The sequence below is a fragment of the Candidatus Nitrotoga arctica genome (assembly GCF_918378365.1).
Taxonomy (GTDB): domain Bacteria; phylum Pseudomonadota; class Gammaproteobacteria; order Burkholderiales; family Gallionellaceae; genus Nitrotoga; species Nitrotoga arctica.
The window spans coordinates 2,745,095-2,766,223 of sequence record NZ_OU912926.1 but is presented as its reverse complement, the minus strand read 5'-3'; the positions used below and the strand labels follow the sequence as shown (position 1 = coordinate 2,766,223).

At 50.1% G+C, this 21,129-nt stretch carries 30 protein-coding genes; 26 read left to right on the top strand and 4 right to left on the bottom strand.

The genetic code is table 11. From position 1 onward, the window contains the following. The first annotated feature begins 39 nt into the window (after positions 1–39). The 24 genes from MKZ32_RS12680 (at position 40) to MKZ32_RS12570 (ending at position 16,763) form a co-directional block, all read left to right on the top strand. Entirely contained in the window at positions 40–513 is a 474-nt protein-coding gene (locus tag MKZ32_RS12680; RefSeq protein WP_239797601.1) for an Rrf2 family transcriptional regulator, read from the top strand. Between the two features lie 90 nt (positions 514–603). Then, positions 604–963: a HesB/IscA family protein gene (locus MKZ32_RS12675; RefSeq protein ID WP_239797600.1), complete on the top strand. Its 360-nt coding sequence runs from the start codon at positions 604–606 to the stop codon at positions 961–963. 84 nt (positions 964–1,047) lie between these two features. Then, on the top strand, positions 1,048–2,484 hold the full coding sequence (gene sufB, locus MKZ32_RS12670) for a Fe-S cluster assembly protein SufB (RefSeq protein WP_239797599.1): 1,437 nt from the start codon (positions 1,048–1,050) through the stop codon (positions 2,482–2,484). Continuing rightward, positions 2,481–3,275: a Fe-S cluster assembly ATPase SufC gene (sufC, locus tag MKZ32_RS12665; protein WP_239797598.1), complete on the top strand. Its 795-nt coding sequence runs from the start codon at positions 2,481–2,483 to the stop codon at positions 3,273–3,275. Before sufB ends, sufC begins: the two co-directional genes overlap by 4 nt. Then, the gene (gene sufD / locus MKZ32_RS12660; RefSeq protein WP_239797597.1) at positions 3,272–4,579 is read left to right on the top strand and encodes a Fe-S cluster assembly protein SufD; all 1,308 of its coding nucleotides are present in this window, start codon (positions 3,272–3,274) and stop codon (positions 4,577–4,579) included. Before sufC ends, sufD begins: the two co-directional genes overlap by 4 nt. Next, a complete protein-coding gene (locus MKZ32_RS12655) occupies positions 4,576–5,835 on the top strand; it encodes a cysteine desulfurase (RefSeq protein WP_239797596.1) in 1,260 nt (419 codons plus the stop codon). Before sufD ends, MKZ32_RS12655 begins: the two co-directional genes overlap by 4 nt. Next, positions 5,835–6,320, top strand: a complete 486-nt coding sequence (gene sufU / locus MKZ32_RS12650; protein WP_239797595.1) for a Fe-S cluster assembly sulfur transfer protein SufU — start codon at positions 5,835–5,837, stop codon at positions 6,318–6,320. Before MKZ32_RS12655 ends, sufU begins: the two co-directional genes overlap by 1 nt. Before the next feature lie 127 nt (positions 6,321–6,447). Then, a complete protein-coding gene (locus MKZ32_RS12645; protein WP_239797594.1) occupies positions 6,448–6,597 on the top strand; it encodes a hypothetical protein in 150 nt (49 codons plus the stop codon). Between the two features lie 2 nt (positions 6,598–6,599). After that, a complete protein-coding gene (locus MKZ32_RS12640) occupies positions 6,600–7,160 on the top strand; it encodes a NifU family protein (protein WP_239797593.1) in 561 nt (186 codons plus the stop codon). Positions 7,161–7,243: 83 nt separating this feature from the next. Next, positions 7,244–7,567, top strand: coding sequence for a rhodanese-like domain-containing protein (locus MKZ32_RS12635; protein WP_239797592.1), 324 nt, complete (start codon positions 7,244–7,246; stop codon positions 7,565–7,567). A gap of 119 nt (positions 7,568–7,686) precedes the next feature. Continuing rightward, positions 7,687–8,007 carry a non-heme iron oxygenase ferredoxin subunit gene (locus tag MKZ32_RS12630; protein WP_239797591.1) on the top strand — a complete coding sequence of 107 codons (321 nt, stop codon included), beginning with the start codon at positions 7,687–7,689 and terminating at the stop codon, positions 8,005–8,007. 42 nt (positions 8,008–8,049) lie between these two features. Then, complete coding sequence (gene folE / locus MKZ32_RS12625; protein WP_239797590.1) at positions 8,050–8,616, top strand: GTP cyclohydrolase I FolE; 567 nt, start codon at positions 8,050–8,052, stop codon at positions 8,614–8,616. 18 nt (positions 8,617–8,634) lie between these two features. Further along, complete coding sequence (locus MKZ32_RS12620) at positions 8,635–9,810, top strand: IscS subfamily cysteine desulfurase (RefSeq protein WP_275584298.1); 1,176 nt, start codon at positions 8,635–8,637, stop codon at positions 9,808–9,810. 69 nt (positions 9,811–9,879) lie between these two features. Beyond that, positions 9,880–10,392 carry a disulfide bond formation protein B gene (locus tag MKZ32_RS12615; RefSeq protein ID WP_239797589.1) on the top strand — a complete coding sequence of 171 codons (513 nt, stop codon included), beginning with the start codon at positions 9,880–9,882 and terminating at the stop codon, positions 10,390–10,392. A gap of 134 nt (positions 10,393–10,526) precedes the next feature. Then, positions 10,527–11,009: a peptidylprolyl isomerase gene (locus MKZ32_RS12610; RefSeq protein WP_275584297.1), complete on the top strand. Its 483-nt coding sequence runs from the start codon at positions 10,527–10,529 to the stop codon at positions 11,007–11,009. Positions 11,010–11,166: 157 nt separating this feature from the next. Then, positions 11,167–11,949, top strand: coding sequence for a helix-turn-helix domain-containing protein (locus MKZ32_RS12605; RefSeq protein WP_239797588.1), 783 nt, complete (start codon positions 11,167–11,169; stop codon positions 11,947–11,949). Positions 11,950–12,056: 107 nt separating this feature from the next. Beyond that, positions 12,057–12,287: a hypothetical protein gene (locus tag MKZ32_RS12600; protein ID WP_239797587.1), complete on the top strand. Its 231-nt coding sequence runs from the start codon at positions 12,057–12,059 to the stop codon at positions 12,285–12,287. A gap of 5 nt (positions 12,288–12,292) precedes the next feature. Beyond that, positions 12,293–12,940: a FixH family protein gene (locus MKZ32_RS12595; RefSeq protein WP_239797586.1), complete on the top strand. Its 648-nt coding sequence runs from the start codon at positions 12,293–12,295 to the stop codon at positions 12,938–12,940. Between the two features lie 10 nt (positions 12,941–12,950). Then, entirely contained in the window at positions 12,951–14,222 is a 1,272-nt protein-coding gene (locus MKZ32_RS12590) for a cytochrome-c peroxidase (protein ID WP_239797585.1), read from the top strand. Positions 14,223–14,328: 106 nt separating this feature from the next. Next, complete coding sequence (locus tag MKZ32_RS12585; protein ID WP_275584296.1) at positions 14,329–14,604, top strand: DUF3703 domain-containing protein; 276 nt, start codon at positions 14,329–14,331, stop codon at positions 14,602–14,604. 49 nt (positions 14,605–14,653) lie between these two features. Next, entirely contained in the window at positions 14,654–15,070 is a 417-nt protein-coding gene (locus MKZ32_RS12580; RefSeq protein ID WP_239797583.1) for a DUF6010 family protein, read from the top strand. A 127-nt stretch (positions 15,071–15,197) separates the two neighbouring features. After that, entirely contained in the window at positions 15,198–15,530 is a 333-nt protein-coding gene (locus MKZ32_RS15765) for a DUF805 domain-containing protein (protein WP_420887740.1), read from the top strand. Positions 15,531–15,740: 210 nt separating this feature from the next. Beyond that, positions 15,741–16,157: a hypothetical protein gene (locus tag MKZ32_RS12575; protein WP_239797582.1), complete on the top strand. Its 417-nt coding sequence runs from the start codon at positions 15,741–15,743 to the stop codon at positions 16,155–16,157. Between the two features lie 135 nt (positions 16,158–16,292). Beyond that, on the top strand, positions 16,293–16,763 hold the full coding sequence (locus MKZ32_RS12570; protein WP_239797581.1) for a pyridoxamine 5'-phosphate oxidase family protein: 471 nt from the start codon (positions 16,293–16,295) through the stop codon (positions 16,761–16,763). On the opposite strand, the gene MKZ32_RS12565 is transcribed toward MKZ32_RS12570, so the two are convergent. Further along, a complete protein-coding gene (locus MKZ32_RS12565) occupies positions 16,690–17,730 on the bottom strand; it encodes an IS630 family transposase (RefSeq protein WP_239796039.1) in 1,041 nt (346 codons plus the stop codon). The two genes, MKZ32_RS12570 and MKZ32_RS12565, sit on opposite strands and share 74 nt — an antisense overlap. 76 nt (positions 17,731–17,806) lie before the next feature. Here MKZ32_RS12565 and MKZ32_RS12560 point away from each other — a divergent pair, with 76 nt between their 5' ends. Together MKZ32_RS12560 and MKZ32_RS12555 are read left to right on the top strand one after the other, a co-directional pair. Further along, positions 17,807–17,962, top strand: a complete 156-nt coding sequence (locus MKZ32_RS12560; protein ID WP_239797580.1) for a hypothetical protein — start codon at positions 17,807–17,809, stop codon at positions 17,960–17,962. A gap of 82 nt (positions 17,963–18,044) precedes the next feature. Further along, positions 18,045–18,536, top strand: coding sequence for a DUF2938 family protein (locus MKZ32_RS12555; RefSeq protein WP_239797579.1), 492 nt, complete (start codon positions 18,045–18,047; stop codon positions 18,534–18,536). A 335-nt stretch (positions 18,537–18,871) separates the two neighbouring features. On the opposite strand, the gene MKZ32_RS12550 is transcribed toward MKZ32_RS12555, so the two are convergent. The 3 genes from MKZ32_RS12550 to serB all read right to left on the bottom strand — a co-directional run bounded on the left by MKZ32_RS12550 (position 18,872) and on the right by serB (position 21,093). Then, positions 18,872–19,423 (bottom strand): hemerythrin domain-containing protein, encoded by a 552-nt coding sequence (locus tag MKZ32_RS12550; RefSeq protein ID WP_239797578.1) that lies wholly within the window; start codon positions 19,421–19,423, stop codon positions 18,872–18,874. A 49-nt stretch (positions 19,424–19,472) separates the two neighbouring features. Further along, positions 19,473–20,183, bottom strand: coding sequence for an HPP family protein (locus MKZ32_RS12545; RefSeq protein ID WP_239797577.1), 711 nt, complete (start codon positions 20,181–20,183; stop codon positions 19,473–19,475). A 73-nt stretch (positions 20,184–20,256) separates the two neighbouring features. After that, the gene (gene serB / locus MKZ32_RS12540; RefSeq protein ID WP_239797576.1) at positions 20,257–21,093 is read right to left on the bottom strand and encodes a phosphoserine phosphatase SerB; all 837 of its coding nucleotides are present in this window, start codon (positions 21,091–21,093) and stop codon (positions 20,257–20,259) included. Positions 21,094–21,129: the final 36 nt, after the last annotated feature.

The following is a 21,129-nucleotide window of genomic DNA, read 5'->3' as shown; positions in this document are numbered from 1 at the left end:
AGATGCTGATCTTGTGCGATGCAAACTCAGGGAGAAATCATGCGGCTTACCACTAAAGGGCGTTTTGCCGTGATGGCAATGGCTGATCTGGCGTTGTATGGCGGATGCGGCCCGGTAACACTGTCCAGCATTAGTGAGCGCCAAAAAATTTCACAATCTTACCTTGAGCAGCTGTTCGGTAAGTTGCGTAAGCGCAACATTGTAGTTGCAGTGCGCGGCCCGGGTGGTGGGTATTATCTAGCACGACCAAGCGCACAAATTTCAGTCGCCGACATCGTCGTAGCAGTGGATGAGTCAGTGGATGCTACCCGGTGTGGTGGAAAGGCTAATTGCCATGGCGAGAAACAATGCATTACACATGATTTATGGATGGGGCTTAATGAAGCTTTATATGGCTATATGGCAGGGGTAAGCTTGCAGAACTTGGTCGACGGTGCAACTAAACTCAAGTCCGAAGTTAAGACGGTAAGCATTAACAAAAGTATGGCTAAGCCAGCGCTTGTTCCGATGTGATCTAGATCTAAAATTATAAGGGAGATTGGCTTAGAGATTTTCCTTGGCCTTTGCTCGATGTTCTATTCGGCTACTATTAGGAGTTAAATAATGGCGATTACATTAACTGAAAGTGCAGCAAAACAGATCCAAACTCAACTCGCAAAGCGTGGGAAAGGCCTTGCTCTTCGCGTCGGCGTCAAAAAAGTGGGCTGCTCCGGCTATGCTTATACCTATGACTATGCTGATGAAGTGCTTGCGGGAGATCATATGTTCGAAGCGCATAACGCCAAGGTTGTCTTTAATGACAATACCCTGTCCTACATTAACGGCTCGCGTTTAGATTTTGTGACCGAAGGGCTTAAGCAGATGTTTAAATTTGACAATCCCAATGTCGGCAGCATGTGCGGCTGTGGTGAGAGCTTCAACCTGACAGGGGAGGCGGCAAAATCCATAGTTCAAAATTCATAGTAACGGTATAACCATTTAATTGCCTCATGTAACCCATGGACAAGCCTTTTTCTTCGATCTTGATGATTTCTCGGAGGTAACACAATGAGTGCAACGCTGCAAAACCTCGTCAACCAACCTTATAAACATGGTTTCGTCACTAGCATCGAGTCTGATGTTGCGCCGAAGGGATTGAATGCAGATACCATCCGGATGATTTCGGCCAAGAAAAAAGAACCGGAGTGGTTGCTGGAGTTCCGGCTCAAATCCTACGAAGCTTGGCTCAAGATGGAAGAGCCCGTGTGGCCCAATGTTCATTATCCGAAGATTGATTTCCAGGCGATCAGCTACTATGCTGCGCCGAAGCAAAAGCCGAAATTGAAAAGCATGGACGAGGTCGATCCTGAATTGTTACGTACGTTCGAGAAGCTTGGCGTGCCGTTACATGAGCGCATGGCGCTTGCTGGCGTTGCAGTGGATGTCATTTTTGACAGTGTATCGGTGGCGACTACTTACAAGCATAAACTTGCCGAAGTTGGCGTTATTTTCTGTTCAATGTCAGAGGCTGTGCTTGATCATCCTGAGCTGGTGAAAAAATATCTCGGTACCGTGATTCCGTCCAGCGATAATTTTTATGCCGCGCTCAACTCGGCGGTATTTACCGACGGCTCGTTCTGCTATATCCCCAAGGGGGTTAAATGTCCAATGGATTTATCGACCTATTTCCGCATCAACACTGAGGAATCAGGTCAATTTGAGCGCACGTTGATTGTTGCTGAGGAGGGGGCTTCGGTCTCCTATCTTGAAGGTTGTACCGCGCCTGCGTTTAGCAGTAACCAGCTGCATGCGGCGGTAGTGGAACTCGTAGCGCTCGATAACGCCGACATCAAATATTCAACAGTGCAAAATTGGTATGCGGGTGACGAAAATGGCATTGGTGGTATTTACAACTTCGTGACCAAGCGCGGCTTGGCCAAAGGTGTTAACTCGCGCATTTCATGGACCCAGGTTGAAACCGGCTCGGCTATCACCTGGAAGTATCCTTCCTGTGTGCTGCTTGGCGATAATTCGGTCGGTGAATTTTATTCCGTCGCGGTTACCAACCATTATCAGCAAGCCGATACAGGCACCAAAATGATACATATCGGCAAAAATACGCGCAGCACCATAGTCAGCAAAGGGATCTCGGCTGGCCATTCCAACAACAGTTACCGCGGATTGGTCAAAATTGCGCCGAGCGCCACTGGTGCACGCAATTATTCGCAATGTGATTCGATGTTGGTTGGTCAACAGTCCGGTGCCCACACTTTTCCCTATATCCAAGTAGCTAACAACAGTTCCCAAGTCGAACACGAGGCATCGACTTCGAAGATCGGTGAGGATCAGCTGTTCTACTTCGCACAACGCGGCATCAACGCAGAGGCTGCAGTATCAATGATTATTAATGGATTCTGTAAAGACGTATTTCAACAATTACCAATGGAGTTTGCGGTCGAAGCAACCGCACTGCTCAGTTTCAAACTAGAAGGGAGTGTCGGATGATTTACCAAGACAGCAAGATTTTGCTCGAAGTGCGCGGACTATGCGCAACCGTAAATGGTACCGAAATTTTAAAAGGATTGGACTTGACGGTAAGGAGTGGCGAAATACATGCCATTATGGGGCCAAACGGCTCGGGCAAGAGCACGTTCTCCAAGATACTCGCAGGTCATTCAGCTTATGAAGTCACGGGCGGCACAGTGATGTTCGAAGGCCGGAACTTGCTCGACCTTGCTCCCGAAGAGCGTGCACGAGCCGGTGTATTCCTTGCTTTCCAATATCCAATTGAGATACCCGGCGTCGGCAATAGCCAATTCTTGCGTCTTACTTATAATACTGTTCAGACGCATCGTGGCAAAGAAGAGCTCGACCCGCTCGAGTTTGATGATTTTGTGCGCGAGAAGATGAAACTGCTTGAAATGAGTCCTGATTTTCTTGAGCGTAGCGTTAACGAAGGCTTCTCCGGTGGCGAAAAAAAGCGCAACGAAATATTGCAAATGGCGATGTTGGACCCACGACTAGCGATACTAGATGAGACCGATTCCGGCCTCGACATTGACGCACTTAGGATCGTCGCCAACGGCGTCAACCAGCTTGCTAATAAAGATAATGCGATCGTGCTGGTAACGCACTACCAGCGTCTGTTGAACTATATCGTTCCCGATTACGTACATGTGATGGAAGCGGGCCGCATCATCAAAACTGGCGGCAAGGAACTTGCATTCGAACTCGAAACGCGCGGCTACGATTGGGTCGGGGTCGAGCACAAGGCTGCAGCGAGGGCGACGGCATGAGCGCACCCGGCACAATTAATGCGGGGTACCTCGAAAGTCTGCTGGCAGGACAGCCGCACTTGCCTGCAAGTCCGTTGGCGTGGCTCAACGCGCTACGCGCGGAAGCGGTTGACCGCGTCGGCGTTCTGACGGTGCCCACCCTGCGCGACGAGGAATGGCGCTTTACCGATATTTCGCTGCTTACCAAGATGTCATTCCATCCGGTGCGTGCAACCATCAGTCTCCAAGCCGCAGATATAGAGCGCTTTTATATTGAAGAAGCAACTACCCGGCTGGTGTTTGTCGATGGTGTCTATGCTCCCCAGCTGTCTAGTGGCATCACGGACAATGGCGTAACGGTTATCAATCTGGAAGCTGGATTTGCCGCGCACGCAGCGGCAATCGAGCCATATCTGGGCCGTCTCACAGAATTCCGCGACAATGTATTCGCAGCCCTTAATACTGCATTTCTGCATGACGCGGCATTGATCGTCGTGCCACGTGACATTTCAGTTGCGGTGCCGGTACATCTACTATTCATTGCGACGCAAAAGGATGTCGTAAGCTACCCGCGTTGTTTGTTGCTGGCCGAGTCTGGTAGTGCAGTGACAGTGATTGAGGATTACGTTTCATTGCAAGAAGATGCCTATTTCACCAATGCAGTGACCGAAATCGCGTTGGTCGATAATGCGCGCGTTAACCATATCCGGGTGCAGCGTGAAGGCGTGAAGGCGTTCCATATTGCAAACTGTGCGGTATCACTCGCACGGGCTAGTAATTATCAGTCGGTGAGTGTCGCGTTCGGCGCACGCATTTCGCGTTATAACCTGAATGTACAGTTAGCTGAGGAGGCCGAATGTGCGGTTGACGGGCTGGCGCTAATCTCAGGGCGTCAGTTGGCCGATACACATACCTGCATCGACCACGCGAAGCCGCACGCCGTAAGTCATCAGATGCACAAATGTATCGTCGGCGGCAGTGCGCATGCGGTATTCAACGGCAAAATTATGGTGCGCCAAGGTGCACAACGTACCGACTCCAGGCAGTCCAGTCGCAACCTGCTATTGACCAGCAAAGCCCACGTCGATACCAAACCGCAACTTGAAATTTTCGCCGACGACGTGAAGTGCACACATGGCGCGACCATCGGCCAGCTCGACAACGAGGAAGTGTTTTATTTGCAGAGTCGCGGGTTGTCCGATACAGCAGCGCGTAACATGCTTACTTATGCATTCGGGGCCGAAATCATCGAACGCATATCTATTTCATCACTCAAATGCCAGCTTGAACAAACCGTACTCGAACAGACCACAATCCAGCCATGAGCGTAATCCAGACCGCACTAAAAATTCGATCGCCGTCCGCATTCGATGTTGAGCGCATTCGCGCTGATTTCCCAATCCTTAAGCTGACGGTCAACGACAAGCCGCTGATATATCTCGACAACGCTGCCTCGAGCCAGATGCCTCAGCAAGTGATCGACCGCTTGGTGCGCTACCAGACGACGCAGCACGCCAATATCAATCGCGCGGTGCATCACTTGTCAGAGGTTGCAACTTCTGAATTCGAGGAGGCACGTCGCAAGTTACAGCACTTTATTAATGCGAATGAAGAGCGCGAAGTGATCTTCACCAGTGGTACCACCGATGCGATCAATCTGGTGATGCATGGTTATGGCCGTAAGTTCATCGGAGCTGGAGACGAAATCATCCTGACCACGCTTGAGCATCATTCAAATATTGTGCCGTGGCAGATGTTGGCTGAAGAAAAGGGCGCGAAGATCCGTGTGGTACCGATTAACGATGCGGGTGAGTTGCTCATAGACGAATACGAGAAACTTTTTAGTGAACGCACCAAATTTGTCGGCGTGATGCACGTCTCAAACGCGCTGGGTACGATAAACCCGATAAAGGAAATGATTGCGTTTGCACATGCGCGCGGAGTACCGGTGCTGGTTGATGGTGCGCAGGCAGCCCCGCACATGAAGGTTGACGTGCAGGATCTTGACTGCGATTTCTACGCATTTTCGGGTCACAAGCTGTGCGGACCGACAGGTATCGGCATTCTTTACGGCCGTGCTGCGCTGCTAGAAAACATGCAGCCATTCAAGGGCGGTGGCGACATGATTTTGTCGGTGACGTTTGAAAAAACCATCTACAACACAATTCCGCATAAATTCGAGGCTGGCACTCCGCCAATTGCGGCGGCAATTGGGCTTGGCGCTGCAGTTGATTACTTGTCGGAGATCGGCATGGATGCAATAGCCGCGCATGAACTCGCGCTGCTAGAATATGCAACAGAGCAAATAAATTCTATGCCAGGCGTGCGGATTATTGGCACCGCCGAGCACAAAGCCGCAGTATTGTCTTTTGCGGTCGATGGTGTGCATCCACATGACATCGGCACATTGCTCAATCAGGAAGGTATTGCTGTGCGTACTGGACATCATTGTGCACAGCCAGTTATGCAACGTTTGCATGTGCCGGCCACTTCGCGCGCATCGTTTGCGTTTTACAACAGCATGGATGAAGTCGATGCACTGATCGGCGGCATCCGCACCGTACAGAAGATATTTACATAATGACTAACTATAAATCTCTCTATCAAGAGGTGATCCTTGACCACAACAAAAAACCGCGTAATTACGGCACGATTGAACATCCGAGCCATCATGCGGTAGGACACAATCCGCTGTGTGGTGATCACATCACCGTGGATATCGTACTCGGTGGTGAACGTATCGATAACATTGCATTTCAGGGGGAGTCTTGCGCGATCTGCAAGGCATCTGCGTCGATGATGACGACTGCTATTAAAGGCAAGACACGGGCGGAGGCGGAAACACTGATCCAGGAGTTTCTCGCTATGGCGACTGGCAAGCTCCCTTATGATGCCTGCCCCAACATTGGCAGGCTTGCGGTATTTGCTGGAGTGAGCGACTTGCCAACACGTGTCAAATGTGCAATTCTGCCTTGGCATACGCTGCATGGCGCGTTTAACGCAGTAGCAACTACCTCGACCGAGGCGGAAGAAGATCCAATGCACGCTCCGATCGGTGATGCCTGAAAATAATTAAAACTGTTTAGAATATTATTAACGAATAAGTTACGTATGTATTACATGAAGGGCATCTCATCGTGCCTATAGCATCCTTCAGTGCTATTTTTAGATCGAGCTTGTCGGCAGCTCCAGCATGATCAAAACTTTCAAGCAAGGCGATATGCAAAAACTGGTGCAAGCAGCACAGTTAAAAGAGGAGGGCTTGGACAAGCGGTTATTGCAACCTATTGCTTACGGGATTGTCAAAGGCGTTAAAAATGAGGCCTTAATTTTTAAGGAATAGAAATGCCAAAAATTGCTGAAATAGAAGACACACCCAACCCAAACGCTGTGAAGTTCATGCTCAAAGAGCCACTCACATGGGGGATATCACACTCGTACGATAATGCCGAGGAGGCCAAGTCCGATACCCTGGCTTCTGCGCTGTTCGATATCGAGCATGTGACCAATGTGTTTTATGTTGATAGCTGTCTAACGGTCACGCAGGACGGTGAAGCACACTGGCCGCAGTTGGCGCGCTTAATTGCCGTGCCACTTCGCGAGGCGCCTGCAGCGGATGAATCCTCGGAAGCCTTGGTTGCAGCGGCGGCCGTTGCAATTGCCGGTCTTAGCCCAGAGGATCAAGTGCGCTTCGATAAGATCAACGCGATGCTTGACGAAAAGATCCGTCCCTACCTGCGAAGCGACGGTGGCGACCTGCATGTAATCGGCTTCTCCGGCAACTTTCTCAGCGTGCATCTCCAAGGCGCGTGCGGTTCATGTCCGAGTTCGACATCGGCCACGCTCATCAGTATCACGAGCCTACTTCGGACGATTGAACCGGACATAGAAGTCCTGTCTGTGTAGTTGTAGTTTCTGTTTTAAGAATATATTTAAATAGAGTCAGATAACTATATTTATTTCATTCGCGAATAAATGGCCCCACTATTATGCAAACTTTAACTGCACCGGATTTAGCCGCATGGCTCTCGGATATAACGCGAGATAAACCAGTATTGCTCGACGTGCGTGAGCCATGGGAATTTCAAACCTGTCATATTGACGGAGCGTTGACGATGCCGATGAATACCATTCCTGACAGGCTGTCGGGGTTAGATGCGGAGCAATCAATTGTCTGTATTTGCCATCACGGTATGCGCAGTATGCAGATTGCGGTTTTTTTAGAACAGAATGGTTTTACTCAAGTTAGCAACTTGACAGGTGGCGTCCATGCTTGGGCTCAGCAAGTCGATAGCACAATGCCAACCTATTAAATCAAGTATTGGCTTTTGGAGAATAAGTTGCGGCAACATCTTTATCTATTCAAGACTTGCTACATAAATTCGTATCAAGCTCTAGATTAGCGCACTGGAACAATTAAAATGGAATTGGAATGAGTGATTGGGTGACGGTTGCGCGTGTCGGTGAACTTGCGCCAGGCGAGTGGCGAGTCGTGGATTTGGATGGCGCGGAGGCGGTGGTATTCAATCTTGAAGGCCAATATTATGCCATTGAGGACGTCTGCACTCATGATTCTGGCCGGCTCACTGGCGGCACGGTCGAAGGCGACCAGATTATTTGCCCTCGCCACGGCGCACGTTTCAGCATCCGCACTGGCGAGGCATTGACTGCTCCTGCTTACGAACCGACCGCTACCTTTCCCGTACGCATCGAAGACGACGAGATTCAAGTACGCGACAACCGCTGGGATTGATCCAAGCTTTATAGGGTACCAACATTGACAGGAAAAGCACAGATGTCAGAACAACAGTTTACCGAGCAGGACTGGCGTCGGCTTCTGGTGAGTTTAGGAGAGGATCCCAATAGAGCCGGTCTGGTTGAAACACCGTCTCGCCTTGTTACTGCCTGGAAGCACTGGACTTCCGGATATGCCCAAGACCCGGCTGAACTTCTAAAGGTATTTGAAGATGGAGCTGAGGAGTACAACGAACTTATCGTGATACGAGGCATTCCTGTTTATAGTCATTGTGAGCATCATCTGGCGCCTTTCTTTGGCAAAGCTACGATCGGTTATGTTCCTAACGGAAAAATAGTGGGTTTATCTAAGCTGACGCGCTTGGTCAATTGTTTTTCCAGGCGATTACAAGTACAAGAACGGCTCACCATTCAAATTGCCAACGCCTTGATGACGCATCTGGAACCGAAAGCAGCGGGCGTGGTGATTCGCTGTCGGCATATGTGCATGGAAAGCCGCGGCATTAGCACCGAGGGAGAAGAAACCGTCACGTCAGCGATGCTCGGTGAACTTCAACCAAATCTGGCATTGCGTACGGAATTTCTGGCGTTAGCGCGCGAGGCATAATTTGAATCCAAAATTAAAATGAGTCTGCATCTCCCAATTTACTTGGACTATTCAGCGACCACGCCAGTTGATCCGCGTGTTGCTGAAGCAATGATCCCCTATCTAACAGAGAAGTTCGGCAACCCGGCAAGCCCCCATATCTATGGTCAGGTGGCGGAGGAGGCGGTGGAACGCGCGCGTGAGCAGGTGGCGGCACTGGTAAACGCCGACCCCAAAGAAATCGTCTGGACTTCAGGTGCGACCGAATCCAATAATCTGGCGCTGAAGGGCGCAGCATATTTCTACCAGAATAAGGGTAAGCACATTGTCACGATGAAAATCGAGCACAAGGCGGTGCTCGATACCGTGTGCGAACTGGAGCGACAAGGGTTTTCTGCAACGTACCTTGATTCCGAACCGAATGGCTTACTCGATCTGGATAAATTCAAGGCGGCATTGCGTCCTGATACCATCATTGTTTCAGTAATGTATGTCAACAACGAAATCGGTGTGATTCAAGATATTGCTGCGATCGGTGAAATATGCCGTGCGCGTGGCATTCTGTTCCATGTTGATGCGGCGCAGGCTACCGGAAAAATAGTGATCGACCTGCTGCGCTTGAAAGTTGACCTGATGTCGTTTTCCGCACACAAAACTTATGGCCCAAAAGGTATCGGTGCGCTGTATGTGCGGCGCAAGCCACGAGTGCGTCTGGAAGCACAGATGCATGGTGGTGGGCATGAACGTGGTATGCGTTCAGGAACCTTGGCAACGCACCAGATCGTTGGCATGGGCGAAGCGTTTCGCATAGCGCAAGCGGAAATGACAACAGAAAACGAACGCATCCGCACGTTACGTGACAGCCTGTGGCGCGGCCTGTCCAGCATAGGAGACGTGTACCTGAACGGCGACCTTAAGCAGCGTGTATCGCATAACCTGAATGTCAGTTTCAACTATGTGGATGGTGATTCGCTGACCAAAGCGATCACCGATATTGCGGTATCCAGTGGGTCTGCCTGCACTTCGGCAAGCCTGGAGCCGTCCTATGTGCTACGTGGTTTGGGACGCAGCGATGTATTGGCACGCAGCTCGATTCGGTTCACCGTGGGACGCTTCACCACCGAGGAGGAAGTGAACTTCACGATAGAACTGTTGAAAAATAAAATCAGCAAGTTGCGTAACGAACAAGAGCCCTCCATCGTAGTGTCCCAATAAATTCAGAATCTTGAGTAGGAAATCCTGCGCCTGAATTGATATAGATGGCGTGAATAAAGAGGTTGCACAATGAAAATTTATAATCTGTGGCGCACTCTTTCAAATCGCTGGCTATATCTGGCCGGGACGTTGGTCATCGCCGGTGCGTTCGGCACAGCGCTCTATCTGCAATATGTTCTGCATCAGGAGCCCTGCCCTTTATGCATGATCCAGCGCTTCATCTTCATTGCTATGTTCGTTCTGTTTGCTATTGCCACTCTGCACAACCCCAAACGCCGCGGTACGAAAGTGTATGGAGCATTGATAGCACTATTGGCGTTGAGCGGTGTGAGTGCTGCCAGTCGTCATATATGGCTTCAGCATTTGCCCAAAGATCAAGTACCTGCCTGCGGCCCAGGTTTGGAGTACATGCTGGGAAACTTCCCTATGGCAGAAGTGTGGCAGGAACTTATGCACGGTTCCGGTGAATGTGCCGCAAAAGGCTGGACTTTCCTTGGCTTGGGCATCCCGGAATGGTCTCTGCTTTTGTATGTGCTCTTGGGTGTGTGGGCGGTGATGATAACAATTAGAAAGCCTATCTAACTTCTTCTGCCAATAACTCTGACATATCTGCATCGGACAGTTAAATATTCTCACATCCATTACTTTTTCTAAGTATCTGCTAGTGTTTTTTAACTTTTAACTTTTTATCAAGACAAACCATAAGGAACCGAAAAATGTCAAAACAATGGACAACCTCCCCTGCAATGCTGATTGACCCTAATAAAAAATACACAGCTACCGTGGTAACTGAGCGCGGGAACATTGTGATCGAACTTTACCCGCAACATGCTCCCAAGACTGTGAACAACTTTGTTTTCCTGGTGCGTGAGGGTTTCTACGATGGTCTCATTTTCCACCGCGTGATCAGTGATTTTATGATTCAGGGCGGCGATCCCACAGGTAGTGGACGCGGTGGGCCAGGCTATAAGTTTGAAGATGAGACCAGTGGCAATCCGCTCAAACATGGCACCGGATATCTCTCCATGGCCAACTCCGGCCCTAACAGCAACGGTAGCCAATTCTTTATTACCCACAGTCCCCAGAACCACTTGGATGGCAAGCACACGGTTTTTGGCAAAGTTATCGAAGGCATGGATGCGGTCAATGCCATTAATCAAGGCGACGTGATGACCAAGGTGGAGATTAGCGAAGAATAAAGTGCAAGAGGAGCGACTGGGGATTGAAAACTTGATTACTTGTTGCCAATTTCTAGTTTCCAATCTTTACGACTATCGGGCATGAGGGCGGGCATTTCTCGTAGTACGAAGAACATTTTAGTTAACGGTGAAATAGTTCGTAACTGAGGGTAACTATATGGCTTCTTCGCTACGAGGTGGAATCAAGCAAACCGGAACCGGGCGTATCTTGTTTTGGCGGGGAGGGAGTGTTTGGATAGGGCGTGCTGAAGAGTCTACCGGTTTTCATTCTCACCATGCAATCCAGATTACATTGGTGCTTTCTAAAGGCGAGTTGCGGATCCGATGCCCCGGTGAAGACTGGAAAAATTATACGGCAGCGATAGTCCCGGCCCACCATTCCCACGCTTTCGAGGCGCGCGGCGAGCTTGTCGCACTGATTTTTGTCGAGCCGGAATCATGCGAAGGCCAAGCAATACGCGCGCGATTCTGCGAAGGTATCACATCGCTTTCCGACGAAACAATTCTTCCAGACATTGCAACCCTCGCTGCCGCATACAATGAAAAACGCGCTGACCAGGACTTAATTGCTTGCGCGCGCGCCGTGATTATTAGTCTGGCCGCAACGAGCCCGCTACCATCGACACCCGTAGACAAACGAATTTTGCGTGCGATAGAGTTGCTACACGAGCGACTTGGACAAACCATCAGTCTCGCCGACATTGCAGATGCTGTGCACTTGTCCCCTGAACGTTTTCGCCACCTTTTCATCGAGCAAACCGGCATTCGTTTCCGGCCTTACATTCTATGGCTGCGTCTTGGAAGCTCCATTTCCTCCTATGCAGCCGGTGCAAGTCTGACCGAAGCGTCATATGCGGGAGGGTTTGCCGACTCCGCCCACTTTTCCCGCACCTTCAAACGGATGTTTGGCGTTGCGCCAATCAGTATTCAACCAGAATAGCCGTTTCGTTCAAGCTAGCTTCAATGCCGGCGCCTACACTGACTTCTCCATTTAACCGAAAAGGAAAGTCATCATGAATACATCTATCGAATCAGCTTGTACATGTAATGCTTGCATCGGCGCAACCTGCCAATGCGGCTGTCAGCAGTCGGCTGAACAAAAGAGTTGCAGCTGCGGCACTCAATGCCAATGCGGTGATAACTGCGCATGCGTCAAAGGCTAAACCAAAAAAAGTTGTGATCGAAGGAGCAGTTTGTCTTCAATCGATCGCAACACATCTTCTCCATTTAACTGAAAAGGAAAATCATCATGAACACATCTATCGAATCAACTTGTAAATGTAATGCTTGCATCGGCGCGGCTTGTCAATGCGGCTGTCAGCAGCCGGCTGAACAAAGTAGTTGCAACTGCGGCTCTCAATGCCAATGCGGTGATAACTGCGCATGTGTCAAAGGCTAAACAAAAAAGAGTTGTGATCGAAGGAGCAGTTTGTCTTCAATCGATCACAACACCTCAATACTTTTTCAAGGTGATCAAAATGTATAGAAAAATTCTTCTCATAATTTCGTCCCTCGGACTGATTGCGGTTTCAGGCTGCATGTCCGTGCCGAACAACCTGAATCTCTCGCTGGGCCGTACAACGGATCAGAACATATACCTGGTTGAAGCGCATTCATTGGTAACCCCAATCGACATCAACAAGATGCACGCTTGGGAAATAAAGGTCAGAACACCGTCAGGTGATCCTGTCTCCAACGCCCACATTGATGTGAGCGGGGGAATGCCCCAGCATGGACACGGCTTTCCAACTCAACCTAAAGTGACCAAGGAGCTCGGTGACGGACGGTATCTGCTGGAGGGCATGAAGTTCAGCATGTCAGGCTGGTGGGAAATCAAGTTGGCAGTTACGTCGAAGCTCGGCACGGATAGAGTGACCTTTAACAAGGTTATTGAACAACCTGGTTCAGTTGCTATAGCGCGCCTTCAATAAAGGTCGAACAATGTCCAAGCTCGTTTTAATAGCTACAGCGATTGCCGGTGTCGTCCTGCTTTCCAGCTTATCTGTAACCAGTAATTCAACCGAGATGAGTAAGGTGGTTGGCGACACTAACGGGCGCTGGACACAGAGCGAACTTTTGACCCTGGCGTCATTGCGGATCAGCGCACTCCCACCCACACCAAAAGATGCGTCCAATGCGTTCGAGAATTTGCCTGCGGCAGCCGACCTTGGCAAACGCATTTTTTCGGATGAGCGCTTCAGTAGCAACGGTGCTGTTTCATGTGCCAGTTGCCACGATCCAAAGAAGCAGTTCCAAGACGGTCGTGCGCTTGGGAAGGGTGTCGGGATTGGCGCGCGCAGGGCAATGCCGCTTGCCGAGTTAGGTCACAACGCCTGGTTCTTTTGGGATGGCCGCAAAGACAGCATATGGGCTCAATCGCTCGGCCCGCTGGAGGATAGTGTTGAACATGGGGGCAACCGTCTGGCTTATGCGCACGTCATGCAAGCGAACTATCAGAGCGAGTATGAAGCGATATTCGGTCCCATGCCAGACCTTGGTCGACTTCCACGAAATGCAGGACCAAATGGCTCGCCATCGGAGCAGGCGGCCTGGAACGCAATCGATGCGACTACTCGGAATCAAATTTCACGCATTTTTGCCAATATGGGCAAAGCAATCGCGACTTATGAGAAAACACTTCATTATGGAGAATCGCGTTTCGATCGTTACGTCGAAGGAGTCTTGAAACAGGATCCCGCTGCAATGCAGTTACTCAAGCCGCAGGAAATCAATGGCCTTAGAATCTACATCGGCAAAGGCGGGTGTGTGACGTGTCATGGTGGGCCGCTGCTGACAGATCAGTATTTCCATAATACCGGTGTGCCGCCACGCGATCCTGCCAAACCGGATCATGGGCGAAGTGTGGCACTGGCCAAGGTATTGAACGACGAATTTAATTGCCTTGGCCAATTTAGTGATGCTAAACACGATCAGTGCCAGGAACTTCGATTCATGGCCAAAGAGGATCGTGGAATGGAAGGCGCTTTCAAGGTACCCAGCCTGCGCAATGTGGCGCTCAGGCCGCCTTACATGCATGCTGGTCAAATCGGTACGCTCAATGAAGTGATTCACCATTACATCAGTGCGCCGAAGGCCGCAGTCGGACATTCAGAACGCAAGCCGTTGCGCTTATCCGAAACGGAAATAACCGACATTGTCGCGTTTCTGGGCAGCATCTCGGGGCCGATCATCGAGACACCTGTAAAGAAATGATCTGTGAAATAACGGGATATTAAGAACAAAAAGGAGCGCAACATGAAAAGGACTGCACTGACACTAGCCTATGACACCGAGCTCTACGCTGCTCGGCATCTGATCCATGCAGGCGACCTTGATCAAGCGTTCAAGAAGCTTGACAGTCCATATACTGGGCCAACGACATGTTCTGCGGCATGTTCAGACGCATTGGTTCATGCTGAAAATCGGCTATCAGCGCAACTCTTCGCGCGAAATGAGCGGGCAGCTGCTACGCATCATGTTGGGCGCAATAGGATCGTGCATCGGCATTGTCCCAACCGGAAATACTGGCGGTACGAATGTAGGGATATTTAAACGGATGCCGATTGCCGCCGAACTGCAAAAACTGTTGAGGTAAAAATGATGTTCATGTGGATTAAACTGAACAGAAGAGCAAAGGAAAAAGCATGGAATATTTTGTAGGTCTAGCGATCGCATTAGCTGTGTCACTATCCGCAACGTTCATTGGGTTTGACCGTGACCGGGTATTTTATCCAACCATCATGGTAGTGATTGCTTCTTACTATGGGCTTTTTGCGGTCATGGGAGGATCAGGCAAAACCCTGTTGATTGAATTCATTTTTATTGCCATATTCTTTGGCGTGGCTGTTCTCGGGTTCAAACGAAATTTATGGTTGATTGTTGCAGCACTACTTGCTCACAGCGTTTTCGACTTTTTCCACGCACTCGTAACCAGCAACCCCGGCGTTCCGGTCTGGTGGCCGATGTTCTGCCTTTCTTGCGACGTTGTATTAGCGGTTTATCTGGCTTGGCTACTTAAGAAATCAATGTTGGTAGCCAGTGTAGGAAAGAGTGGCGGCTAGCTCAGCATTGCCCGTGTTTTGCGATATATTACAAATTGGGCGCCCTACCTGAATGAACTGTGCTCGATCGGTATCCGAAGCTGTTGCACCCATGTTGTTCTAATCGACTTAAATAGGGAGAGACAAAATGACGTTTGGTGAATCTATTAGCACCTGCTTCTCAAAATATGCGTCATTTGACGGGCGCGCGCCTCGGTCAGAGTACTGGTGGTTTTTCCTTTTTACATTTCTCGTGTCAGCGGCATCAGGCATCGTAAGCGAAACATTGTCAGGGCTATTTTCATTGGGAGTTCTATTACCGTCTCTGGCAGTGGGGGCACGGCGGCTGCATGACGTTAATAGAAGTGGATGGTTTCTTCTTCTCTGGCTCATCCCAATAATCGGATGGATTGTCCTGATCGTGTGGGCTGTTCAGGAAGGCAAAGAGCCAAATCGTTTTTCATCCACGGCATCAGCCTAGTTTCTTGTGAATATGGGCGCTCAACGAGTAAGGTTAGATTGTGATCGCGAAGCGAGCCACAATCTGAATCGTTTGTTGGAACCATTCGCTCAATCGGACAAATTGCAGCGTGTCGTCATTTGCCCCGCCATTTCATTCTGGGTCAAGTGCCGTCACACCACAATGTGCCGGTTAGCTCAAACGTTATGCGTCTAAAGGAAGGAGAGAGTCTTGATTGAAGCCCTCATTGGTGTCGCGGTAGGTGTTCTCACGATAGTCTTGGCACGGATCATTCGTGGGCAGAGTTGGTTGTATTCATTTGGTCTGCTCACTCTGCCTAGCTTGTACGCATTTTTTGCTCTACAAGCTGGTGAGCAGGCTGTGGGCGTCAAAGAAATGATCTACGGTGTTCCGTTTGTCGTAGTTGGGCTGGTTTTCGCATTGGTGAGCGTCCGTCAGTCAGCGGTAGTGGTCGGCGCATTCTGGATACTTCACGGGCTGTACGACTTGACGCATAGTCAGTTCATCACAAACGCTGGTGTTCCTGGTTGGTATCCCGTTTTCTGTTTCTCGGTTGATGTTGTTATCGGTGCATATCTACTATGGCTGTCGCGTCGTATCCCCAATGCAAATCTTCGCCACGCGTAAGTCGTGGCTTTGCCATTCTCGGAAGTCGGTTGGAGCAGCTCAAGTCCTTGAAGACGACGCCCAACCCATCCATCAACACGGACGCCGGAGATAAGGCCGCCGGTGCCGGTTATAACATAAACATCAAGGAATGCCATGGGTAAGCGATACGAAGCACTCTCTCAACGATTGATTGAATTCATCTCTGAACAAAAGATATTTTTCGTGGGCACGGCAACTGGCGATAGTCGAGTTAATGTATCTCCAAAGGGAATGGACTCCTTTCGAGTTTTAAAAAATAATCGGGCGATCTGGCTTAACGTAACAGGTAGCGGAAACGAAACATCAGCCCATGTACAGCAAAACCCGCGCATGACGATTATGTTTTGCGCATTCGAAGGGCCGCCTCTTATTCTTCGTCTTTACGGAACAGCAAGGGTTGTCCACAAGAACGACGATGATTGGGGAAAGCTTTTCGCCCATTTCAATCCGTTGCCCGGGGCACGTCAGATATTTGATCTTTCAATTGATCTATTGATCCGGCACGAATTATTCATGAAGCCGCGTAGGCGACTTTTGGGTCGCGGAAATAACGGCGCACGCGTTCGGGGTTTTGCTCAAGCATGATCATGTGATCAGTCGCAGCAGCTCTGAGTTTTGCCTTGGTGCGCACTGGCACCTTTGAAGTGATGACGTGTTTGAGATCCGCATTCAGTCTTTCTTCGGGGTTGAGTTCAGGGCTGTAGCTGGGCAAGTAGAACAACTCGATTTTCTGTGCGTTCTCGGCAGCCCAAGCCTTTACAGGTTTGCTGTGATGAACTCTCAAGTTGTCCAGTATCAGAAACACCTTGCGGTCTGTATCCTTGATGAGCGCCTCCAGAAATTCAATGAGCTTGTCGGAGTTAAATGCCTCATCAATAATCATCCAGCGCGTTTTACCCTGATTGGTTACCGTCGCAATCATCGATAGCTTGTGGCGCGTGCCGCCTACTGCGAACGTCACAGGTGTCTTGCCCACCGGCGCATAGCTCCTGCCTCTGACATCCGTGTTGACTAGCGCCGTCTCGTCGCCCCAGTGAATTTCCGCACCTTCTGTTTTTGCTCTGGCTTCAATGGCCGGATATTGTTCATCAAGCCAAGCCTGGACGGCTTCAGGCCGCTGCTCGTATGCTTTTTTAATGGGTTTTTGTGGTGTAAAACCCCAACGTGCCAAGTAGTTGCCTACTGCCCGAATAGACAGCTTGATACTGTGCGCCAGCTCAATGTGCTGGCGCACAGCGGGCCTGCTCCATAGCGCAAAATCCATCTTGAGTTGTTCGGGGCGTCTGTCGCAGATGGTTTGTTGAATCGCCAGCTCTTGGCTAATCGTCAAGCGACGTCCACTGCCAGGTTTTTTACCCCGAACGCCGGGCTTGAGTGCCCCCGAACCTTCAGCCTTATACAACCGCAGCGCCGTATTGACTGCCGTCCAGCTCAGTCCCGTTTGCACCACGATCTCCATCACCGCCACACCTTTGCGGTGCATACGAATGACTTGCTTGCGTCGTTCATGCAGTACTTCTCGCGACTGCTTGCGGGCATCTTCTTTTTCCATACTCCATGGACATCGAAAATCAAGAAAAGTTCACTTATAAATCGTGCCGGGTCTATAGATGCAAACATCTTGTGGAATGGCGGCACCTTATTACGCCTATACGGGCGACAGGGGGCTGCTCTCGGACTGGGCAATGAAGAAAGGTAACGACGGGCTGAAGCAGTACTGGGAAGAAAAAAACCAATCAAGTATCGACAATATCCCAACTCACATCATTGCGAAAAATATCTAACGAGCAACCGTGCATTCAAGCGGGACCGCCGCAAGAGCACGGCAGCCCCTTACTTTAAACCTCAGGCTACGCGAGGTAACTGATGGAAATATTAGCTTGGGCTTTTCTAGGGGGCATGGTTGGTGCGGTGCTCATGGACGTCACCGAAACTTATGCGGCCAAGGTCGGCATTACCAGTGGCGTAAATATCGCTTTGGTTGGCCGTTGGTTCTTGGGCTTGCTGCGCGGACAATTCGTCCATGCCAACATCCTCGATTCCAAGCCATCTACATGCGAGGTAAAGGCTGGATGGGCATTCCATTTCCTTGTTGGCGGTGGCGGTGTGGCGCTTATCTACCCGCTTTTTTTCCAAGCCACAGGGCTGCCCCTTCCCAGCAATCATTTGCTTGGCGGCTTGCTATTCGGCCTGACTACATCATTGCTGCCTTGGCTCGTTCTTCTGCCATCTTTCGGTTGGGGCTTTTTCGGGCAGCATGGGCCGCAAGGTTCGAATGCACTGCTTGCCAGCACACTTTCCCATATTCCCTACGGTCTCGGGGTCGGTGCTGTTATTGCGGTGGGTTCATATGTATAGCGGCCTACCATCAATCAGTTTAATTTGATCTAACCCCAATTATCGTTATACGCGCTATGGGCTATATAAGGTTCCGACAACGGCTGGCTGGAAAACGGCGCATGCTTTGGCGTGAAGAACATCGGAAAGCCGTGTGCGGGAATTGGGGTTGGCAGGGCTTTTGCGAAGCAAAAACTCGCAAAACTGCAGGCACGGTTTGATGAGGGAGGGCAGGTGAGATCCTGTTTTCTACTCTACCCTGTCCTTGTCTGTCCTGTTCTGCGGTGGTCGTGGCATGAATTACCTCATCGGTTTATGCGAGGAAGTAATTATTCCACCATTGACGTATAAATGGATTAACCGTCATTAGGATCATGTATTGGAAACACAACCCCGCGCCGTGCCGCCATGCTTCTACCAAGTGTTTCCAGTTGGATATGATCCAGCAGCTTTGCCGCTTGTGGCAATAGCTGCGCATTTTCCAGGGAGATGTGGTGATCATGGACTGTGATGAAATGCTCCACCACTTTAATGTCCAACTCCGCCGCGCGGCCTTCTGCAATACCAAGTAACAAAGGGCGCAACTGTTGCCACGCCGCATTTAGCACCTTGTGCTCGTCCAGCAAGCGCGCTATTAATTCGTGTACCTCTGCGTTTGGGGTGGCGAGCAGGCACGGGAATAAATCCTGCTCCTCGTCGTCATGGTGATTCTGCCCGGCGGTATCGAAATAGCGCAGGATGGCCTGCGCTGCTTGTTGTGCCTGCGCATCGCAGCCATGAGAGGAGAGGTGTTGCAGTAACTTGCGCAGCGTGGCGCACTGTGACTGTATCTTGCCGTGACACGCTAACAGCATTTCCAATGGGTTATCGAAGCTTGGAGCGAATGCGTCACCCAATAAGTCACTCATCTCGGTTCCTTTGCATTACAAATAATCACAAACGTGCTATGGCAACGGATCAAGCGCTAATTTTACCGTCACGATTCCGTGCATGGTTAATGGCTAGCTCGTAGATCTCGACCAGGTCTTCTTCGCTGACGTCGATCACGCCATCCATTTGAGTCAGTGCCCATTCGATATCAGTCTGTTTCAGTTGGACGTGCTTGGGTCGAGTATCTGTTGGTACTATGGGTTGGGGAGTATGCCGCACCGGGTAACTCCTGCCAGGCAGAAGGTTGTTGATCAGTAATGCCAGTAGCAAGGAAATTACGATATTCGCCAGCACGATACATACTACCCATGGCCAACCCATAGGGTGAAATTGTGCACTGAACAGCACTAACGTGAGCGCCGTGGATGCACCCGGGGGATGTAGGCAATTCAGGTAATGCATCAGAAAGATCGCCAATCCCACGGCACAGCCTGCGGCTAATAATGGGTCACTAATGAACTGGCTGCATAACCAACCTGCTAGCGCCGAAATTAAATGGCCACCGAACACAGGCCATGGTTGCGCCATCGGACTATGGGGTGCAGCAAAGAGTAGCACCGCAGAGGCCGCTATTGAACCCAGCATGACAAAAGGATAGTTGGCCTGTGGCAAATATTTGAGCACTAATCCCAAGAGCAGGATGGCAAGTCCACCGATCAAGCCGTTGCGTAATTTCTCGGTGAACGGAATAGGCGCAGTATGTGTCTTAAAAGACAGAATAAACTCTTTAAAATCCATGACGTCAGGTTTCTCTTCTGGCTAATTGTAAAGTATGTTTTTTATGTCCGATGCTTAATTAAAGATATTGAACTTAATTGTCAAATAAATTCACTAACCCATCCAGTCCCACAAAGTTAAACGCATAACTGGCCTGTGCGAGTACTATCGGCTTGGCGTGATAGGCGATACTGACGCCCGCTTGCGCCATCATCTTGAGATCGTTGGCGCCGTCGCCCATAGCAATAACCTGTTCCGCTTTAAGCTTCAATTTATCGCGGATACGCACCAACCAATCAGCTTTACCTTGTGCGTCGAGAACACCCCCGAGTACTTTACCAGTAAGTTGGCCGTTGATGATTTCCAGTGTATTGGCATGCGCGTAGTCGAGACCCAGACGTTGTTTCAAGCGGTCAGCGAAAAAGTCAAAGCCACCCGACACCAACATGGTCTTGATACCGTATTCTTTTAGTTTCGCCAACAGGGCTTCAGCACCGTGATTGAGCTGTAGACGCTCGTCATACACGCGTTGCAATGCACTTTCTTCCAGCCCAGCCAGCAATGCCACACGGCGACACAGGCTCTCACTGAAATCAATCTCGCCGCGCATCGCGGCTTCAGTGATGGCCGCTACCTGCGGCTTAATGTGGACCATATCGGCCACCTCGTCGATACATTCTATGGAGATGAGGGTGGAATCCATGTCCATCACTACCAAACCAAAGTCTGATAGATGCTGGTTTGGACGGACATAGCCATAGTCGAATTGGTGTTCGTGACAATAAGCAGCAACGGCATCATGCGGCTTGGCATCATACAGTCGGTAGGTATGGGTCGAGGTCTGTTCAATGCGGGATGCGGTGGTCAACCCGGCAAGATAGGTTAAATGAGCAGGGGCGATGTCTTGAATGCCTTGAATAATGAAGTTCATGTGCTTATAGAATTTTATTTGGGTGCGATGAGAAAA

Excerpts from the sequence above, each read along its gene's own strand:
- MKZ32_RS12680 (WP_239797601.1), top strand. The coding sequence starts at position 40 with ATGCGGCTTACCACTAAAGGGCGTTTTGCCGTGATGGCAATGGCTGAT.
- MKZ32_RS12565 (WP_239796039.1), bottom strand. The coding sequence starts at position 17,730 with ATGGAAAAAGAAGATGCCCGCAAGCAGTCGCGAGAAGTACTGCATGAA.
- MKZ32_RS12550 (WP_239797578.1), bottom strand. The coding sequence starts at position 19,423 with ATGAGTGACTTATTGGGTGACGCATTCGCTCCAAGCTTCGATAACCCA.
- MKZ32_RS12630 (WP_239797591.1), top strand. The coding sequence starts at position 7,687 with ATGAGTGATTGGGTGACGGTTGCGCGTGTCGGTGAACTTGCGCCAGGC.
- MKZ32_RS12560 (WP_239797580.1), top strand. The coding sequence starts at position 17,807 with ATGGCGGCACCTTATTACGCCTATACGGGCGACAGGGGGCTGCTCTCG.
- MKZ32_RS12655 (WP_239797596.1), top strand. The coding sequence starts at position 4,576 with ATGAGCGTAATCCAGACCGCACTAAAAATTCGATCGCCGTCCGCATTC.
- MKZ32_RS12640 (WP_239797593.1), top strand. The coding sequence starts at position 6,600 with ATGCCAAAAATTGCTGAAATAGAAGACACACCCAACCCAAACGCTGTG.
- MKZ32_RS12635 (WP_239797592.1), top strand. The coding sequence starts at position 7,244 with ATGCAAACTTTAACTGCACCGGATTTAGCCGCATGGCTCTCGGATATA.
- MKZ32_RS12595 (WP_239797586.1), top strand. The coding sequence starts at position 12,293 with ATGCTTGCATCGGCGCGGCTTGTCAATGCGGCTGTCAGCAGCCGGCTG.
- MKZ32_RS12675 (WP_239797600.1), top strand. The coding sequence starts at position 604 with ATGGCGATTACATTAACTGAAAGTGCAGCAAAACAGATCCAAACTCAA.
- MKZ32_RS12570 (WP_239797581.1), top strand. The coding sequence starts at position 16,293 with ATGGGTAAGCGATACGAAGCACTCTCTCAACGATTGATTGAATTCATC.
- MKZ32_RS12620 (WP_275584298.1), top strand. The coding sequence starts at position 8,635 with ATGAGTCTGCATCTCCCAATTTACTTGGACTATTCAGCGACCACGCCA.
- MKZ32_RS12600 (WP_239797587.1), top strand. The coding sequence starts at position 12,057 with ATGCTTGCATCGGCGCAACCTGCCAATGCGGCTGTCAGCAGTCGGCTG.
- folE (WP_239797590.1), top strand. The coding sequence starts at position 8,050 with ATGTCAGAACAACAGTTTACCGAGCAGGACTGGCGTCGGCTTCTGGTG.
- sufB (WP_239797599.1), top strand. The coding sequence starts at position 1,048 with ATGAGTGCAACGCTGCAAAACCTCGTCAACCAACCTTATAAACATGGT.
- sufC (WP_239797598.1), top strand. The coding sequence starts at position 2,481 with ATGATTTACCAAGACAGCAAGATTTTGCTCGAAGTGCGCGGACTATGC.
- MKZ32_RS15765 (WP_420887740.1), top strand. The coding sequence starts at position 15,198 with ATGACGTTTGGTGAATCTATTAGCACCTGCTTCTCAAAATATGCGTCA.
- MKZ32_RS12545 (WP_239797577.1), bottom strand. The coding sequence starts at position 20,183 with ATGGATTTTAAAGAGTTTATTCTGTCTTTTAAGACACATACTGCGCCT.
- MKZ32_RS12645 (WP_239797594.1), top strand. The coding sequence starts at position 6,448 with ATGATCAAAACTTTCAAGCAAGGCGATATGCAAAAACTGGTGCAAGCA.
- MKZ32_RS12580 (WP_239797583.1), top strand. The coding sequence starts at position 14,654 with ATGGAATATTTTGTAGGTCTAGCGATCGCATTAGCTGTGTCACTATCC.
- MKZ32_RS12585 (WP_275584296.1), top strand. The coding sequence starts at position 14,329 with ATGCAGGCGACCTTGATCAAGCGTTCAAGAAGCTTGACAGTCCATATA.
- serB (WP_239797576.1), bottom strand. The coding sequence starts at position 21,093 with ATGAACTTCATTATTCAAGGCATTCAAGACATCGCCCCTGCTCATTTA.
- MKZ32_RS12615 (WP_239797589.1), top strand. The coding sequence starts at position 9,880 with ATGAAAATTTATAATCTGTGGCGCACTCTTTCAAATCGCTGGCTATAT.
- MKZ32_RS12610 (WP_275584297.1), top strand. The coding sequence starts at position 10,527 with ATGTCAAAACAATGGACAACCTCCCCTGCAATGCTGATTGACCCTAAT.
- MKZ32_RS12590 (WP_239797585.1), top strand. The coding sequence starts at position 12,951 with ATGTCCAAGCTCGTTTTAATAGCTACAGCGATTGCCGGTGTCGTCCTG.
- MKZ32_RS12555 (WP_239797579.1), top strand. The coding sequence starts at position 18,045 with ATGGAAATATTAGCTTGGGCTTTTCTAGGGGGCATGGTTGGTGCGGTG.
- sufD (WP_239797597.1), top strand. The coding sequence starts at position 3,272 with ATGAGCGCACCCGGCACAATTAATGCGGGGTACCTCGAAAGTCTGCTG.
- sufU (WP_239797595.1), top strand. The coding sequence starts at position 5,835 with ATGACTAACTATAAATCTCTCTATCAAGAGGTGATCCTTGACCACAAC.
- MKZ32_RS12605 (WP_239797588.1), top strand. The coding sequence starts at position 11,167 with ATGGCTTCTTCGCTACGAGGTGGAATCAAGCAAACCGGAACCGGGCGT.